Consider the following 16,592-nt stretch of genomic DNA (forward strand, 5'->3'; position numbering starts at 1 on the left):
TCGTGGTCGGCACCCCCTCCCGGGACGGGTAGGCTGTTCACATGTCCGAACCGACCGGTGCCGCCCGCAGGCGCGGGCCCTTCAAGGTCGGGGACCAGGTTCAGCTGACCGACCCCAAGGGCCGCCACTACACGTTCACGCTCGAGGCCGGGAAGAACTTCCACACCCACAAGGGTTCCTTCCCCCACGACGAACTGATCGGCGCTCCCGAGGGCAGCGTTGTCCGCACCACCGGGAACGTCGCCTACCTCGCGCTGCGCCCCCTGCTCCCCGACTACGTCCTGTCCATGCCCCGCGGGGCAGCCGTCGTCTACCCCAAGGACGCGGGGCAGATCCTCGCCTTCGCCGACATCTTCCCCGGCGCGCGCGTCGTCGAGGCCGGCGTCGGCTCCGGCTCGCTCAGCAGCTTCCTGCTGCGCGCCATCGGCGACCAGGGCATGCTGCACTCCTACGAGCGCCGCGAGGACTTCGCCGACATCGCCCGGCAGAACGTCGAGCGCTACTTCGGCGGCCCGCACCCCGCCTGGCAGCTCACCGTCGGCGACCTCCAGGACAACCTGTCCGACACCGACGTCGACCGCGTCATTCTCGACATGCTCGCCCCCTGGGAGTGCCTGGAGGCCGTCTCCAAGGCACTCGTCCCCGGCGGCATCCTCTGCTGCTACGTCGCCACCACCACCCAGCTCGCCCGGACCGTCGAGTCCATCCGCGAGATCGGCTGCTTCAACGAGCCGACCTCCTGGGAGACGATGATCCGCAACTGGCACATCGAGGGCCTGGCCGTCCGCCCGGACCACCGGATGATCGGCCACACCGGCTTCCTCCTCACCGCCCGCCGCCTCGCCGACGGCGTCGAGCCGCCCATGCGCCGCCGCCGCCCCGCCAAGGGCGCCTACGGCGAGGACTACGCCGGCCCCAACGCCGACGGAGGCGCCACCCGCTGACGCGGACCGCCACCCCCACAACGGACCGGCGCCGTGGCGCAGTTCCCGGCAACAACCGGGAACTGCGCCACGGCGCCTTCACGTTGACCCGACGATCCGACCGGCGGCACGGAGAACGCACCCCCTCCCGGCGCCCCCGCACCGGAACCGCACACCCCGCCGTTCCCCCGTACTGTGACGTGTGGCACGATGCTGGCCACCCCCACCGGCACAGCCCTCACAGGAGACACTCCTCGTGCAGCCTTCCGCCGTTCCGGAGCTCGCCCACACGCACACCCGGCCCATCCACTGGGTCGCCACCGCCACGGCCGTCGCCGGTGTCGTGGCCCTCTCCTCGGTCGTGGGGCCCGACGCCGCCACCGCCGTCCCCACGCCCGGACCGCGGACGAAGAGCGCCCCGGCGCACACCGCCCCGCCCGACCCCGCGGCCGCCGAGTTCCCCCTCGACTGCGGCCGGGTGGGGCTCGCGGTGAAGAAGAAGGCGTCCGGCGACCTCGACGGCGACGGCCGCCCGGAGACCGTGGCCGTGGTCCACTGCGACACCCCCATGGGTACCCCGCCCGACGGCGTGTACGTCCTCACCCGGGCCGCGGGCGGCACCGCACCACGCGTGGTCGCCACCCTCGTCGACCCCGAGGACCGCACCAACGTCGGAGACTTCGCCGTACGTGACGGCGAGGTCACCGCCGGACTCTTCGGCTACTCCTCCGCCGACGTGCCCAGTTGCTGCCCCGACGTACGCGAGAGCGTGAAGTGGCGGTGGGAGAACGGCACATTCGTGCGGTCCGCCCCGTCCGGTGCCAGGAGCGTGTGACCCGTGCACGGGCGCGCCGCGGGCGCGCTCCGGCACACACGCCCCGAAATGTGAGAAATCAGACAGTGGTGACGCGTCGTGTCACATCGATCACCCGGCGTCCGGCCCGTACACCTCGACACCGTCCGAAACCCGACGGACGTGGATGCACTCACCCGGACACTCCTTCGCCGAGTCGACCACGTCCACGAGGAGCGGCAGCGGCACGGGCGTTGCCGCCCCCCTGTCCTGCAGCAACTCGTCCCGCGGGCTCTTCACGTAGGCCAGACCGTCGATGTCCAGCTCGAACACGTCGGGGGCGTACTGGGCACAGATGCCGTCACCGGTACACAGGTCCTGGTCGATCCACACCTCCAAGGCCTCGCCGCCGACTCCGGCCTCCTGCTGCACGCTCATCTCTCCTACCGTTTCCTGCGTCGAACCGAACGGGAATCCGGCCAGCTCCGACGGGTGTTGAACACTTCGACCCTACCTTCGCCTGGGTTCCGATCGTCTTCGATGGGTATTCCCCTGGCGTGAGGGAGAGCGCAAGGGTGAAGATCGGACACACCCCGACCGTCTTTGTGATCTAGGGGTTTCAATCGACACCCGCCCAGGTAGGGTCTGGAAGCGTCCAGCTCCCCTTGGAGGAGGTGAGGACCGTGGCAGCCCACGACGACGACATGAACCGCGGCATCCGCCCAGGATGCGGGTCCGACGACCCGGCAGGGCAGATTGCCTACCTTGAGCAGGAGATCGCCGTCCTGCGACGCAAGCTCGCCGACTCTCCGCGACACACGAGGATTCTCGAAGAGCGGATCGTCGAGCTGCAGACCAACCTGGCCGGCGTGTCCGCCCAGAACGAACGACTCGCCGGAACGCTCCGAGAGGCCCGCGACCAGATCGTGGCCCTCAAGGAGGAAGTCGACCGGCTCGCGCAGCCCCCGGCCGGCTTCGGGGTCTTCCTCACGGCGAACGAGGACGGCACGGCCGACATCTTCACCGGCGGCCGCAAACTGCGGGTGAACGTCAGCCCCAGCGTCGAGCTCGACGAGCTCCGACGCGGCCAGGAAGTGATGCTCAACGAAGCGCTCAACGTGGTCGAGGCCATGGAATTCGAGCGCGTCGGCGACATCGTCACCCTCAAGGAGATCCTCGAGGACGGCGAGCGGGCCCTGGTGCTCGGGCACACCGACGAGGAACGGGTGGTGCGGCTCGCCGAGCCGCTGCTGGACGTCACCATCCGCCCCGGCGACGCCCTGCTCATGGAGCCCCGCTCCGGATACGTCTACGAGGTCGTCCCCAAGAGCGAGGTCGAAGAACTCGTCCTCGAGGAAGTCCCCGACATCGGCTACGAGCAGATCGGCGGCCTCGGCGGCCAGATCGAGGCCATCCGCGACGCGGTCGAGCTGCCGTACCTCTACCCGGACCTGTTTAAGGAGCACGAACTGCGGCCGCCCAAGGGCGTGCTGCTCTACGGGCCCCCCGGATGCGGAAAGACCCTCATCGCCAAGGCCGTCGCCAACTCGCTGGCCAAGAAGGTCGCCGAGGTCACCGGCCAGGCCGCCGGCAAGAGCTTCTTCCTCAACATCAAGGGCCCCGAGCTGCTGAACAAGTACGTCGGCGAGACCGAGCGGCAGATCCGCCTCGTCTTCCAGCGAGCCCGGGAGAAGGCCAGCGAGGGCACCCCCGTCATCGTCTTCTTCGACGAGATGGAATCCCTCTTCCGCACCCGCGGCTCCGGCGTCAGCTCGGACGTGGAGAACACCATCGTCCCCCAGCTGCTCGCCGAGATCGACGGCGTGGAAGGCCTGCAGAACGTGGTCGTCATCGGTGCCTCCAATCGCGAGGACATGATCGACCCCGCCATCCTGCGGCCCGGCCGCCTGGACGTGAAGATCAAGATCGAGCGTCCGGACGCCGAAGCGGCCCAGGACATCTTCGGCAAGTACCTCACCGAACGCCTCCCCCTGCACGGCGACGACCTCGCCGAGCACGGTGGCGACAAGGCCATGACGGTCCAGAGCATGATCCAGACCGCCGTGGAACAGATGTACGCCGAATCCGAGGAGAACCGCTTCCTGGAAGTCACCTACGCCAACGGCGACAAGGAAGTCCTCTACTTCAAGGACTTCAATTCCGGCGCCATGATCGAAAACATCGTGGGCCGCGCCAAGAAGATGGCGATCAAGGACTTCCTGGAAAAGAACCAGAAGGGCCTCCGCGTCTCCCACCTGCTCCAGGCATGCGTGGACGAGTTCAAGGAGAACGAGGACCTGCCCAACACCACCAACCCCGACGACTGGGCCCGAATCTCCGGAAAGAAGGGCGAACGGATCGTGTACATCCGTACGCTCATCACCGGAAAGCAGGGCGCGGACACCGGACGCTCCATCGACACGGTGGCGAACACCGGTCAGTACCTGTAAAAGCCAGGGCGGCTGCGGGTGCCCTCGACGGGTACCCGCAGCCGACTGCTTTTCGGGCCACGGCTGGAGCACAGCAATGACGCAAATGATCTCCCCACCAGCGCAAAGGCGTTCTAGGCTCTTCCGTACCGCCGAGTCGCGCAGTGCGGGGACGGGCACCGCACACGCACCGGAGCGCCGGCGGTACAGCAGCGCCCCCGACCGGGGACGCCGCCGGGCAAGGAGGGCCGCATGACCGTACGGCGAGTAATGGGCATCGAGACGGAGTACGGCATCTCCGTCCCCGGCCACCCCAACGCCAATGCCATGCTCACCTCGTCCCAGATCGTGAACGCCTACGCGGCGGCGATGCACCGGGCCCGCCGGGCCCGCTGGGACTTCGAGGAGGAGAACCCGCTGCGGGACGCGCGAGGCTTCGACCTCGCCCGTGAGGCCGCCGACGCCAGCCAGCTCACCGACGAGGACATCGGCCTGGCCAACGTCATCCTCACCAACGGCGCACGGCTCTACGTGGACCACGCCCATCCGGAATACAGTGCCCCCGAGGTCACCAACCCCCGCGACGCCGTCCTCTGGGACAAGGCGGGCGAGCGGATCATGGCCGAGGCGGCGGAGCGCGCCGGACAGCTCCCCGGCGCCCAGCCCATCCACCTCTACAAGAACAACACCGACAACAAGGGCGCCTCCTACGGCACGCACGAGAACTACCTGATGAAGCGGGAGACCCCCTTCTCGGACATCGTGCGCCACCTGACGCCGTTCTTCGTCACCCGCCAGGTCTTCACCGGCGCCGGCCGCGTCGGTATCGGCCAGGACGGCCACGAGCACGGCTTCCAGCTCAGCCAGCGCGCGGACTACTTCGAGGTCGAGGTGGGCCTGGAGACGACGCTGAAGCGCCCGATCATCAACACCCGGGACGAGCCGCACGCCGACGCCGAGAAGTACCGGCGGCTGCACGTGATCATCGGCGACGCGAACCTGTCCGAGATCTCGACGTACCTGAAGCTGGGCACGACGGCGCTGGTCCTGTCCATGATCGAGGACGGGTTCATCGCGGTGGACCTGGCCGTGGACCAGCCGGTGCGGACACTGCACCAGGTCTCGCACGACCCGTCCCTGAAGCGCCTGGTCACACTGCGCAGCGGGCGGACCCTGACCGCGGTGCAGCTCCAGATGGAGTACTACGAGCTGGCCCGCAAGTACGTGGAGGAACGCTTCGGGGCCGATGCCGACGAGCAGACCAAGGACGTGCTGGTCCGCTGGGAGGACACCCTCACGCGGCTGGAGAACGACCCGATGAGCCTGGCCGGCGAGCTGGACTGGGTCGCCAAGCGGGAGCTCATGGAGGGCTACCGGCGCAGGGACGGCCTGGACTGGGACGCCGCCCGGCTGCACCTGGTGGACCTGCAGTACGCCGACGTACGACCCGATAAGGGCCTCTACAACCGTCTGGTGGCCCGGGGACGGATGAAGCGGCTGCTGAGCGAGGGAGAGGTCGAGCGGGCTCGTACGAAGCCTCCGGAGGACACCCGTGCGTACTTCCGCGGGCGCTGTCTGGAGCAGTACGCGGACGACGTCGCGGCGGCCTCCTGGGACTCGGTGATCTTCGATCTGCCGGGCCGGGACTCGCTCCAGCGGGTCCCAACCCTGGAACCGCTTCGCGGAACGCGTAATCACGTCAAGGAGCTCCTGGACCGCTGCCGTACGGCAGAAGACCTGGTCAGGGTGTTGTCGGGAAGCTGAGCGGGTACCGGGGAGACCCGGGAAGGGCCGGCCGGACAGGGTGGAAAACGCCGGGTCCGGGAATCATCGAGATGGTCCCCGTACGTTGGAGCAACTGCGGGGGCATTGTCGGACCCGGCGAGTAGGGTCTGATCTTGACCGAGCAAGTGTGTCGGGCGAACCGAGCGGGGTGAGGGTGATGGCGACCAAGGACACCGGCGGCGGACAGCAGAAGGCCACCCGGTCCACGGAGGAGGTCGAGGAGCAGGCGGCTGAGGCGCAGGCTTCGGAGGACCTCAAGGAGCGTCAGGAAAAGCTGAGCGAGGACGTGGACGACGTTCTGGACGAGATCGACGATGTCTTGGAGGCTAACGCCGAGGACTTCGTTCGTTCATTTGTTCAAAAGGGCGGCGAATAGCCTTCGAATCGAAGGCCGGGGGGCTTCGGAGTTGGCATCGAAAGAGGATCTGAAGCGCTGCGCGTGGTGTGGTGAGGACAAGCCGCGCGCAGCCTTCGCCCGCAAGCGGTCAAACCTGGACGGCCTGCAGCCACACTGTCGAGACTGCGCGTCGCACCGCAATGCGACCGCGTCGGATGGGTTGTCGACGCGTTGCAAGGCTGGCCGAGCCGCCGAGGGGCGCGCGGGTCATCTGAAGCGCCAGTACGGCCTCACCGAAGCCGAGCGTGACGAGTTGATCGCCTCCCAGGGAGGCGTCTGCTGTATATGTCTGGCGGCGCCTGCCGCACATGTGGATCACTGCCATGAGACGGGTAGGGTCCGTGGCGTACTGTGCTTCAGCTGCAACGCGGCGCTGGGGCAGTTCAAGGATCGGCCCGATGCCATAAGGCGGGCTGCCGCATACGTGGAAGGAATCGCGTGGAAGCCAACACTCGTAGCACCGGGCGTCTACCAGCTGCCTTCCTGACGCCGGGATCCTCCTCCTTCATGGACTTCCTCTCCGAGCACCAGCCGGAGCTGCTGCCGGGCAAGAGGTCGTTGCCGCCCGTGAAGGGTGTGATCGAGGCACCGCACGGGACGACGATCGTGGCGGTGACGTTCCCCGGTGGGGTCGTGCTCGCCGGTGACCGGCGGGCCACCATGGGGAACGTCATCGCGCAGCGGGACATCGAGAAGGTGTTCCCGGCCGACGAGTACTCGGCGGTGGGGATCGCCGGTACGGCGGGTCTCGCCGTGGAGATGGTGAAGCTGTTCCAGCTGGAGCTGGAGCACTTCGAGAAGGTCGAGGGCGCGCAGCTGTCGCTGGAGGGCAAGGCGAACCGGCTGTCGACGATGATCCGTTCGAATTTGGGCATGGCGATGCAGGGGTTGGCCGTGGTTCCGCTGTTCGCCGGGTACGACGTGGACCGGGAGAAGGGGCGGATCTTCTCCTACGACGTCACGGGCGGGCGTTCGGAGGAGCAGGGGTACGCCGCGACGGGTTCCGGTTCGATCTTCGCGCGCGGTGCGATGAAGAAGCTGTTCCGGGACGACCTGAGTGAGGCCGAGGCCACCACGTTGGTGGTGCAGGCGCTGTATGACGCGGCAGACGACGACTCGGCGACCGGTGGTCCCGATGTCGCCCGCCGGATCTATCCGATCGTCACCGTGATCACCGAGGACGGTTTCCGCCGGCTCACCGAGGACGAGGCGTCCGGCATCGCCCGGTCGGTGCTGGAGCGGCGGCTGGAGCAGCCGGACGGTCCGCGGGCCTCGTTGCTGTAGGTCGCGCGGGCGGGTTGTTCGGTTGTTTGGTGGTCCAGTGACTTCGACAGAAAGGGACGGATAACCGGTGTCGACGCCGTTCTATGTCTCACCCCAGCAGGCGATGGCGGACCGGGCGGAGTATGCCCGGAAGGGGATCGCCCGTGGTCGCAGCCTTGTGGTGCTGCAGTATGCCGACGGGATCGTGTTCGTCGGTGAGAACCCGTCCCGTGCGCTGCACAAGTTCAGCGAGATCTATGACCGGATCGGGTTCGCCGCGGCCGGTAAGTACAACGAGTACGAGAATCTGCGGATCGGTGGCGTGCGGTATGCCGATCTGCGGGGTTACACCTATGACCGGGACGATGTGACGGCCCGGGGTCTGGCGAACGTGTACGCGCAGACGCTGGGGACGATCTTCTCGAGTGTGGGGGAGAAGCCGTACGAGGTGGAGCTGGTGGTGGCCGAGGTCGGGGAGACCCCGGAGTTCGACCAGATCTACCGGTTGCCGCACGACGGGTCCATCGTGGACGAGCACGGTTCGGTGGCGGTGGGGGGCAACGCGGAGCAGATCAGCGGGTACCTGGATCAGCGGCACCGGGACGGGATGACGCTGGCGGAGGCGCTGAGGCTGGCGATTCAGGCGTTGTCGCGGGACACCAACGGCAGTGAGCGGGAGATTCCCGCGGAGCGGCTGGAAGTGGCGGTGCTGGATCGTACGCGGCCGCAGAAGCGGAAGTTCAAGCGGATCGGGGGGCGTCAGTTGTCCCGTCTGCTGGAGGCGGGCGGTGCGGAGACGGCCTCCGAGGCGGAGGCCGAGACGGACTCGGGCGGGGACGTCGAGTAGTGAGGGCGCGCGTCTGACGCCTGCGGGGTGCCTGCGGCGCGGCTTCGGTCCGGTGGGGCTGGGGCGGCGCCTGCGGTGCGGCGTTCGGTCCGGTGGACGGGATGCTCGCGGTGCGGCTTTCGGTCCGGTGGGTGGGGTGCCTGCGGCGCCTGTGCGGCTTCGGTGGGGGCGTGTGTAGCGCCTACGGCCGGTGGGTGGGTCGGGGCCGCGTCGGGGGTGTCCGTCCTCGGACTGGCGCGGATCACGTTTCTCGGTGAGGCCAGGGGTGCGGACGCGCCGGCCACTGCGGGCGGCCACCCCCGCCCTGTCCCCTCCCCGCCGTACGCGCCTGCATCGCTACCGCCGCCGCCCTCCGCGGGCAGCCGCGTGCCGCATCAGCCGCGGGCAGTCGTGCCGCTGGGGCGGCACGGGTGGGCGCGACGGCACCCCGCAAGCGCCGGGCTGCGCAACCCCACCCCCGGCTCGCACCCACGCAGGGACACCCACGAGGCGCCGGGCGGCGCGAACCTCCCGGCCCACATCCACGCCGGGGCACCCGTAAGCCGCCGGGTCGTACGGCCCCCGGCCCACACCGAACGCCGGGGCGTCCGCGAGGCGCCGGGCCGCGTGAACCCGCCCGGCCGACACCAGCGCGGGGCACCCCGTAAGCCGCCGGGCTGCGAGCCCGCCCCGCTCGGCACCGGCACGGCGGGCCGTCGCGGCCCTCAGTGGGGTGCCGGGGCCGTGGACCCCCGTACCACCAGTTCGACCGGGATGTCGCCCGCGGCGGGGGCGCGGCCCTCCAGGACCGCCAGCAGCGCCTCCATCCCCCGCTCACCGAAAAGCTCCGAGTCCAACCGCACCGTGGTCAGTTCCGGATCGATCGCGCTCGCGAGGGCCAGGTCGTCCAGACCGGTGACGGACAGGTCCTCGGGAACACGCAGTCCCAGGCGCCGCGCGGCCTTGTACGTGCCGGCTGCCAGGTGGTCGTCGTCGCAGACCACGGCGGTGGGGCGGTCCGGTGCGGTCCCGGAGAGCGCGGCCTCCGCCGCCGCCTCCGCGCCCTTGATCGAGATCGGTGCCCGTGCCGTACGCAGCGACGCCCCCGGGACCTCCCGCAGGCGTGCCGTCAGTTCCCGCGCGCGCACCTCGAAGGTCCAGGACGCCACGTCCGCCGCGAGGTGGAGGAAGTGGCGGTGGCCCAGTGCCAGGAGGTGGTCGGTGACCTGGCGGACGCCGTCGGCGATGTCGAGGTTGACCGTGGCCGCTCCCACACTGCCCTCGGGGTCGCTGTCCAGCATCACCAGCGGCAGCGCCTCGCCGCGGATCGCGGTGAGGGCCTCCGCGGCCATGGAGGAGGCGATGACGCCGTCCAGGGCCGCCTGCGCGGACGCGAAGGGGTCGCGGGCAGGGCCGATGCCCTCAGGGGAGGGGTACAGGACCACGCCGAAGCCGTGCCGGGAGGCCACCCGGGCGGCCCCGGTGTAGACGCCGGCGAAGAACTCCGTGGTGAGGGCGGGGACGACCAGGAGGACCGTACGGGTGCGGCCCAGCCGGAGGTTGCGGGCGGCCAGGTTGGGGCGGTAGCCCAGGGTGCGCGCGGCCTCCCGGACGCGCTCCGCCGTGGCCTCGGACACCCGGCCGCGCCACTTGTCGCCGAGGACCAGGGAGACCGCGGCCTGCGAGACGCCGGCGGCCTGGGCGACGTCCCGGCTCGTGGGGCGGGTGCCGGCTCGGGGCATCGTCGGGCCGCTCCTTCGTCTGGACTGGTGAACAGCGGACATGGTACGTATGGAGCACCTGGTTATACGTAAAACTTCCAGTGGAGGGGCCCGCATGGTCACGGGATACCTGGAGATCCTCCGGGTGCGGCACGCCACCCGGCTGCTCGTGGGCACGCTGGTGGGGCGGCTGCCCAACGCGACCGCCGCCATCGCGATCGTGCTGTTCGTGCGGGCGGAGGGCGGTACGTACAGCCTGGCCGGCGCGCTGGCGGCGGTGTACGGCGTCGCCAACGCCGTGGGGCAGCCGGTGCTGGGGCGGCTGGTGGATCTGCGGGGGCAGCCGCGCGTGCAGCTGCCGGCCGCGGTGCTGTCGGCGCTGGCGATGGCCGTGTTCGCCTTCGTGGGAACCGGGTCGCCGGCGGTGGCCTACGGTGCCGTCGCCGCCGCGGGGCTCTTCACCCCGCCCCTGGAGGGCGGGCTGCGGGCGCTGTGGGCTTCCGTGCTGCCCGAGGAGGACCATGTCCACCGGGCGTACGCCATGGACGCCGTGGCCCAGGAGGTCATGTTCACCGTCGGGCCGCTGCTGGTGACGGTGTGCGCCTCGCTGTGGTCGGCGCAGGTCGCGCTGCTCGTGCTGAACGTCGTCGGGGTGCTGGGCGCCCTCTCCGTGGTCGTCTCGCCGCCCTCGCGCGCCTGGCGGTCGGCGCCGCGCGAGGCGCACTGGCTGGGTGCGCTGCGCTCGCCGGGGCTGCTCGCGCTGCTGGGTGCCTTCCTGGCCGTGGGGATGGCGCTGGGGTCCATCACGGTGGCGGCCGTGACGTACGCGGACGAGCACGGTGGTGACCAGGTGTACGGCTGGCTGATGGCGGGGATCGGGCTGGGTGCCCTGATCGGCGGTGCGGTGTACGGGGCGCGGCAGTGGGCCGGTGAGCCCGCGCGGCGACTGCGGGTGCTGGTGGCCCTTCTGGCGGTGTGTTACCTGCCGCTGATGCTGATGCCGGGTGTGGTGGCCATGACGTTGCTCACCGTGGTGGCCGGGCTCTTCCTCGCTCCGGCCATCGCCTGCGCCTTCGTGCTGGTCGACCGGCACGCGCCGCGCGGCACGGTCACGGAGGCGTTCTCCTGGCTGGTGACCACCTTCACCGTCGGCGCGTCGGTGGGAACGGGCCTCACCGGTCCGGTCGTCGAGGCGGGCGGGGCGCTGTGGGGGTTCGCCGTGCCGGGGGCCGCGGGCGGCGTGTCGCTGCTGGTTTTGATCGCCACCGGACGGGTATTGGCAGTTCCCGCCGGGAGAGTGGTGGTCGCGGCCCGTTCGGAAAATGATCCGAATCGTGCCGTCGAACCTCGTTTCAGGTCGGGGGATCGGGCGTAATGTTCCCTCATGGACCGCCGCATTTTCGGGCTGGAGAACGAGTACGGTGTCACGTGCACGTTCAGGGGACAGCGCCGCCTGTCGCCTGACGAGGTGGCGCGGTACCTCTTCCGCCGTGTCGTGTCATGGGGCCGAAGCAGCAATGTCTTTCTGCGGAACGGCGCCCGCCTCTATCTCGACGTGGGATCACATCCGGAATACGCAACGCCGGAATGTGACAACGTGACCGAACTGGTCACCCACGACAAGGCCGGCGAGCGCATTCTCGAGGGACTCCTGGTGGACGCCGAACGACGCCTGCACGAGGAGGGAATCGCGGGCGACGTCTACCTCTTCAAGAACAACACCGACTCCGCGGGCAACTCCTACGGCTGCCACGAGAATTATCTGGTGGCCCGGCACGGGGAGTTCTCGCGGCTCGCGGACATCCTGATTCCGTTCCTGGTCACGAGGCAGCTGCTCTGTGGTGCGGGCAAGGTGCTGCAGACGCCGCGCGGCGCCGTGTACTGCGTCAGTCAGCGGGCCGAGCACATCTGGGAGGGCGTCTCCTCGGCGACGACCCGCTCGAGGCCCATCATCAACACGCGGGACGAGCCGCACGCGGACGCCGAGCGCTACCGCCGGCTGCACGTCATCGTGGGCGATTCGAACATGTCCGAGACGACCATGCTGCTCAAGGTCGGGGCCACCGACCTGGTGCTGCGCATGATCGAGGCGGGCACCGTGATGCGCGACCTCACGCTGGAGAACCCGATCCGGGCGATCCGCGAGGTCAGTCACGACATCACCGGGCGGCGCAAGGTGCGCCTGGCCAGTGGCCGGGAGGCCTCCGCGCTGGAGGTGCAGCGCGAGTACTACGAGAAGGCGCTGGACTTCTGCGAGCGCCGCGGCATCCGCACCGGCACCGTCGAGCAGGTGCTGGAGCTGTGGGGCCGTACGCTGGACGCGATCGAGTCCGAGGACCTCGACCGCATCGGCACCGAGATCGACTGGGTCATGAAGTACAAGCTCCTGGAGCGGTACCGGGCCAAGCACAACATGACCATGTCGCACCCCCGGGTCGCGCAGATAGACCTCGCCTACCACGACATCCACCGTCGGCGGGGTCTGTACTACCTGCTGGAGAAGAAGGGACAAGCCGCCCGGATCTGCAACGATTTGAAGATCTTCGAGGGCAAGTCCGTGCCGCCGCAGACCACTCGGGCCCGGCTGCGGGGCGACTTCATCCGGCGGGCCCAGGAGCAGCGCCGCGACTTCACCGTCGACTGGGTGCACCTCAAGCTCAACGACCAGGCCCAGCGCACGGTGTTGTGCAAAGACCCGTTCCGTTCGGTGGACGAGCGGGTGGAGAAGCTGATCGCGGGAATGTGAGGGACGCGTTCCGCCAGGGGACCGGAAATTCCCGGAACGTCACACGGGCGCCGTACGTTACACCGTGCGGCGCCCTTCTCACGCCGTAGAGTTGCGCGGACGCCATCCACAAGATCGATGATTACGAGGCCCCCACCGTGCGCCGACGCTCACTTCTCATTGCCGTTCCCGCTGGACTGGCCGCCCTCGCCGCGTGCGGGGACGACAAGTCCGACTCGGGCAAGGCCAGCGACAGCGCCTCGCCCTCGGCGCCCGGGACGTCCGCGGCGCCGCCGCCGAAGATCGTCGACGGCCCGCTGCCGGCGATCACGGCGGGTACGAAGTTCGAGGAGAAGCCGACGGTCGCCAAGGGCAGCGGGGACCCCTCGGACCAGCTCGCGGTCAAGACGGTCATCGCGGGCGGCGGGAAGGCGGTCGCGGAGAACGACTTCGTGGTGGCCCACTACCTTGGCCAGATCTGGGACAGCGGGAAGGTGTTCGACAACTCCTACGACCGCGGCACCCGCCTGGCGCTCCCGCTCACCCAGGGCGCCATCATCGACGGCTGGCGGTACGGCCTGATCGGGAAGAAGACCGGCAGCCGCGTCCAGATGGCCGTCCCGCCGACCTGGGGGTACGGCGAGCAGGGCAACGCGCAGGCGGGCATCAAGGGCACCGACACGCTGGTGTTCGTCGTGGACGTGAAGGACACGTACAAGGCCACCAGCAGCGCCAAGGGCACCGAGGCGGCCCAGGACGACAAGGGCCTGCCCAAGGTCGGCACCAACACCGACGGCAAGGCGCCCGCCATCGACGTGCCCGACGCGGACGCCCCGAAGAAGCTGGTGGCGAGCTATGTCATCGAGGGCGACGGCGAGGAGGTCGGCGCCGAGGACAGCATCCTGGTGCAGTACAAGGGGGTGCTGTGGGACGGTGGCAAGGAGTTCGACTCGACGTACCAGAAGGGGCAGCTGACCTCGTTCTCGCTGCAGCAGGTCGTCAAGGGCTGGGCACAGGGGCTGGCCGGCAAGAAGGTGGGCAGCCGGGTCCTCGTCGTCGTCCCGCCGGAGCTGGGCTACGGCGACACCCCGCCGGAAGGCAGCGGGATCGAGAAGGACTCCACGCTGGTCTTCTCGGTCGACATCCTCGCGAAGCTGTGACGCCGTGGGGATGTAAGACTGTGCGTGTTCGCCTTTCCGCAGACAAGCAGGAGCGTTAGACGTGAGCATCGACAAGCCCGAGATCGACTTCCCGGGCGGCGAGCCCCCGGCGGACCTCGAGATCAAGGACATCTGGGAGGGCGACGGCGAGGTGGCGAAGGCGGGCCAGACCGTCACCGTGCACTACGTCGGTGTCGCTTTCAGCACGGGCGAGGAGTTCGACGCCAGCTGGAACCGAGGCACCCCGTTCCGCTTCCCGCTGGGCGGCGGCCGGGTCATCAAGGGCTGGGACCAGGGCGTGCAGGGCATGAAGGTCGGCGGGCGTCGTCAGCTGACCATCCCCGCCCACCTCGCCTACGGTGACCAGAGCCCCACCCCGGCGATCAAGCCCGGTGAGACCCTGATCTTCGTGGTCGACCTGCTCGGCGTCTGATCCGACCGGAGCCGATCATCCGGGGCCCATGCCTGTCAGGGCATGGGCCTCCGGCTTTTACCGCGCCACCTCGGAGCGGTACGGTCGTCGCTCGTAAGCACCATAGGGAGGCGAAGCGGGTCGATGGCCATTGCCAAGGCCGAGCGGCTGATGAACCTGGCGCTGTGTCTGCTCGGGACGCGCCGGCCGCTCAGCAAGCGCGAACTGCGCGAATCCATCGAGGCCTATCTCGAAGCGGGCTCGGACGACTCCTTCAACCGCATGTTCGAGCGCGACAAGGACGACCTGCGCGAACTCGGACTGGTCATCGAGACCGTGGAGAACCTCGACGGCGAGGTCGGCTATCTGGCCCGCCGTGACAGCAACCGGCTGCCGCCCATCACCCTCGACGCCGAGGAGGCCGCCGCCCTCGGGCTCGCCGCCAAGGTGTGGCAGCAGGCCCGGCTCGCCGGCGCGGCCAGCGGCGCCCTGCAGAAGCTGCGCGCGGCCGGCCTCCCCGAGGACGTCGACCCGTACGGCGCCCACGGTGCGCTAGAGCCGCGCATCCCGGTGCACGAGGCCGCGTTCGAGCCGCTGATGCTGGCCTGCCGCGACCGCCGTCCTGTCGTCTTCGACTACCGCAAGGCCAACGCCGCCCAGCCCGGACAGCGGCACGTCGAGCCGTGGGCGCTGGAGTGCTGGCGCGGCCACTGGTACCTGGCCGGCTGGGACCGCGACCGGGGTGCCGAGCGGGTCTTCCGGCTCTCCCGGATCACCGGGAAGGTGCGTTCGCGCAGCGGCCGGTTCACCGTCCCGGTGCCGGACGTCGTCACCGTGCGGGAGACCGTGGCGAGCTGGGCGGGGGAGACCGCCGACCGTTCGGCGCGGATCCGGCTGCGCTCCGACGCCGGTTACCCCCTTCGGGCGAAGGCCACCGCGGTGCGGGAACTCGGTGACGGCTGGGACGAGTTGGAGATTCCGTACGGGCACGGCCTGGACGCCTGGCTGGTGGAGTTCGGACCGGACGTGGTGGTCCTGGAGCCCGCCGAGCTGCGGGCCGACGTGATGGACCGGCTGCGTGCCGTGGCCAAGGGCTGAGGGGGAGCGGAGAAGGACGTGGCAGGCAAACCGGTCAGGCCCGTGAGCGCCATCGACCAGACCCGGCGGATGCTCTCCCTGGTGACGTATCTGCGGGAGCGCCCCGGCGCCCGGATCGAGGACGTGGCGCGCGCCTTCGGCGTCACCGAGGACGAGCTGGTCTCCGACCTCGACGTACTGCCCATGTGCGGCACCAGCTTCCGCGGCGGCGATCTGCTGGACATCGACACCGACGGCGAGCGCATCTGGTGGCACAACCCGGCCGCCCTCGGCGCGGAGGCGGCCGAGCCGCTGCGGCTCGCCGCCGACGAGGCCACCGCGCTGCTGGTCGCCGCCCGCGCCGTGGCCACCCTGCCGGGGCTGCGCGAGGGCGACCGGCAGGCGCTGCTGCGGGCCACCGCGAAGGTGGAGACCGCGGCCGGCGAGGCGGCCGGCGCCAGCTCCCGGCTCTCGGTGACCTTCGAGTCCGAGGGCGGCGTCTTCGCGGACGTCGACCGGGCCATCGCCGAGCGCCGCAGACTCTGGATCCGCTACTACTCGCCCGCGCGCGACGAGGTCACCGAGCGGGAGATCGACCCCATCCGCCTGGTCAGCGTCGGGCACACGTACGTCGAGGCGTGGTGCCGGCGCTCCGAGGCGCGCCGCACCTTCCGGCTCGACCGGGTCGCCGAGATCAGGATCCTCGACGAGCCGTCCGCACCGCCCGAGGTCGAGCTGCGGGACCTGTCGGAAGCGCTGGTGCAGCCCGCGGCCGAGGACCCCGAGGTCGTGGTCGAGGTCGGACCGGGCGGCCGCTGGGTCGCCGAGTACTACCCGCACGACAGCGCGGACGAGCTTCCCGACGGCGGGCTGCGTATCACCTTGCGCACGCCCGACCCGGCCTCGCTCAGACGGCTGGCCCTGCGGCTCGGCCGCGACGGCCGCATCGTGGAGCCGCGCGCGCTGGCCGACAGCGCCCGGCAGGCGGCCCGCGAGGCGCTCGCGGCGTACGACGGGATCGAGGCGGCCGGACGATCGGGGCCGCACGGACAGGACGACAGGCAGGAGCGAGGGCTTTGAG

16 protein-coding genes are annotated in these 16,592 nt (G+C 70.0%); 14 read left to right on the plus strand and 2 right to left on the minus strand.

What is annotated here, in order from left to right; all coding sequences use genetic code 11:
- The first annotated feature begins 41 nt into the window (after positions 1-41).
- Positions 42-944: a tRNA (adenine-N1)-methyltransferase gene (locus ACH5AO_RS22045; protein WP_398927141.1), complete on the plus strand. Its 903-nt coding sequence runs from the start codon at positions 42-44 to the stop codon at positions 942-944.
- 235 nt (positions 945-1,179) lie between these two features.
- Positions 1,180-1,758, plus strand: coding sequence for a hypothetical protein (locus tag ACH5AO_RS22050; RefSeq protein WP_398927143.1), 579 nt, complete (start codon positions 1,180-1,182; stop codon positions 1,756-1,758).
- Positions 1,759-1,848: 90 nt separating this feature from the next.
- On the opposite strand, the gene ACH5AO_RS22055 is transcribed toward ACH5AO_RS22050, so the two are convergent.
- Positions 1,849-2,154, minus strand: coding sequence for a ferredoxin (locus ACH5AO_RS22055; RefSeq protein ID WP_398927145.1), 306 nt, complete (start codon positions 2,152-2,154; stop codon positions 1,849-1,851).
- A 245-nt stretch (positions 2,155-2,399) separates the two neighbouring features.
- Here ACH5AO_RS22055 and arc point away from each other — a divergent pair, with 245 nt between their 5' ends.
- The 6 genes from arc to prcA all read left to right on the plus strand — a co-directional run bounded on the left by arc (position 2,400) and on the right by prcA (position 8,437).
- Complete coding sequence (gene arc / locus ACH5AO_RS22060) at positions 2,400-4,166, plus strand: proteasome ATPase (RefSeq protein ID WP_398927147.1); 1,767 nt, start codon at positions 2,400-2,402, stop codon at positions 4,164-4,166.
- A gap of 231 nt (positions 4,167-4,397) precedes the next feature.
- A complete protein-coding gene (gene dop, locus ACH5AO_RS22065; RefSeq protein WP_398927149.1) occupies positions 4,398-5,909 on the plus strand; it encodes a depupylase/deamidase Dop in 1,512 nt (503 codons plus the stop codon).
- A gap of 178 nt (positions 5,910-6,087) precedes the next feature.
- Entirely contained in the window at positions 6,088-6,306 is a 219-nt protein-coding gene (locus ACH5AO_RS22070) for a ubiquitin-like protein Pup (protein ID WP_030825909.1), read from the plus strand.
- A 31-nt stretch (positions 6,307-6,337) separates the two neighbouring features.
- Positions 6,338-6,814, plus strand: coding sequence for an endonuclease VII domain-containing protein (locus ACH5AO_RS22075; RefSeq protein ID WP_398927152.1), 477 nt, complete (start codon positions 6,338-6,340; stop codon positions 6,812-6,814).
- Complete coding sequence (gene prcB / locus ACH5AO_RS22080; protein ID WP_037872933.1) at positions 6,766-7,611, plus strand: proteasome subunit beta; 846 nt, start codon at positions 6,766-6,768, stop codon at positions 7,609-7,611. Before ACH5AO_RS22075 ends, prcB begins: the two co-directional genes overlap by 49 nt.
- 67 nt (positions 7,612-7,678) lie before the next feature.
- Positions 7,679-8,437, plus strand: a complete 759-nt coding sequence (gene prcA, locus ACH5AO_RS22085; protein ID WP_398927154.1) for a proteasome subunit alpha — start codon at positions 7,679-7,681, stop codon at positions 8,435-8,437.
- A gap of 704 nt (positions 8,438-9,141) precedes the next feature.
- Here the strand turns inward: prcA and ACH5AO_RS22090 are convergent.
- Positions 9,142-10,158: a LacI family DNA-binding transcriptional regulator gene (locus ACH5AO_RS22090; RefSeq protein WP_398927156.1), complete on the minus strand. Its 1,017-nt coding sequence runs from the start codon at positions 10,156-10,158 to the stop codon at positions 9,142-9,144.
- A 94-nt stretch (positions 10,159-10,252) separates the two neighbouring features.
- Between ACH5AO_RS22090 and ACH5AO_RS22095 the strand changes: the two genes are divergently transcribed.
- The 6 genes from ACH5AO_RS22095 (at position 10,253) to ACH5AO_RS22120 (ending at position 16,591) form a co-directional block, all read left to right on the plus strand.
- Entirely contained in the window at positions 10,253-11,512 is a 1,260-nt protein-coding gene (locus ACH5AO_RS22095) for an MFS transporter (protein ID WP_398927158.1), read from the plus strand.
- Between the two features lie 9 nt (positions 11,513-11,521).
- Complete coding sequence (pafA, locus tag ACH5AO_RS22100) at positions 11,522-12,883, plus strand: Pup--protein ligase (RefSeq protein ID WP_142196373.1); 1,362 nt, start codon at positions 11,522-11,524, stop codon at positions 12,881-12,883.
- A gap of 137 nt (positions 12,884-13,020) precedes the next feature.
- On the plus strand, positions 13,021-14,022 hold the full coding sequence (locus ACH5AO_RS22105; RefSeq protein ID WP_398927160.1) for an FKBP-type peptidyl-prolyl cis-trans isomerase: 1,002 nt from the start codon (positions 13,021-13,023) through the stop codon (positions 14,020-14,022).
- Positions 14,023-14,083: 61 nt separating this feature from the next.
- Complete coding sequence (locus tag ACH5AO_RS22110; protein ID WP_193456733.1) at positions 14,084-14,455, plus strand: FKBP-type peptidyl-prolyl cis-trans isomerase; 372 nt, start codon at positions 14,084-14,086, stop codon at positions 14,453-14,455.
- 123 nt (positions 14,456-14,578) lie between these two features.
- A complete protein-coding gene (locus tag ACH5AO_RS22115; RefSeq protein WP_217130291.1) occupies positions 14,579-15,532 on the plus strand; it encodes a YafY family protein in 954 nt (317 codons plus the stop codon).
- An 18-nt stretch (positions 15,533-15,550) separates the two neighbouring features.
- Positions 15,551-16,591 (plus strand): helix-turn-helix transcriptional regulator, encoded by a 1,041-nt coding sequence (locus ACH5AO_RS22120; RefSeq protein ID WP_398927163.1) that lies wholly within the window; start codon positions 15,551-15,553, stop codon positions 16,589-16,591.
- Position 16,592 lies beyond the last annotated feature (1 nt).

This window comes from Streptomyces sp. NPDC018964 (assembly GCF_044390325.1).
GTDB lineage: Bacteria > Actinomycetota > Actinomycetes > Streptomycetales > Streptomycetaceae > Streptomyces.

Coding starts and splice junctions, on each gene's coding strand:
- pafA (WP_142196373.1), top strand. CDS start 11,522: ATGGACCGCCGCATTTTCGGGCTGGAGAACGAGTACGGTGTCACGTGC.
- ACH5AO_RS22055 (WP_398927145.1), bottom strand. CDS start 2,154: ATGAGCGTGCAGCAGGAGGCCGGAGTCGGCGGCGAGGCCTTGGAGGTG.
- ACH5AO_RS22115 (WP_217130291.1), top strand. CDS start 14,579: ATGGCCATTGCCAAGGCCGAGCGGCTGATGAACCTGGCGCTGTGTCTG.
- ACH5AO_RS22095 (WP_398927158.1), top strand. CDS start 10,253: ATGGTCACGGGATACCTGGAGATCCTCCGGGTGCGGCACGCCACCCGG.
- ACH5AO_RS22045 (WP_398927141.1), top strand. CDS start 42: ATGTCCGAACCGACCGGTGCCGCCCGCAGGCGCGGGCCCTTCAAGGTC.
- ACH5AO_RS22070 (WP_030825909.1), top strand. CDS start 6,088: ATGGCGACCAAGGACACCGGCGGCGGACAGCAGAAGGCCACCCGGTCC.
- dop (WP_398927149.1), top strand. CDS start 4,398: ATGACCGTACGGCGAGTAATGGGCATCGAGACGGAGTACGGCATCTCC.
- ACH5AO_RS22090 (WP_398927156.1), bottom strand. CDS start 10,158: ATGCCCCGAGCCGGCACCCGCCCCACGAGCCGGGACGTCGCCCAGGCC.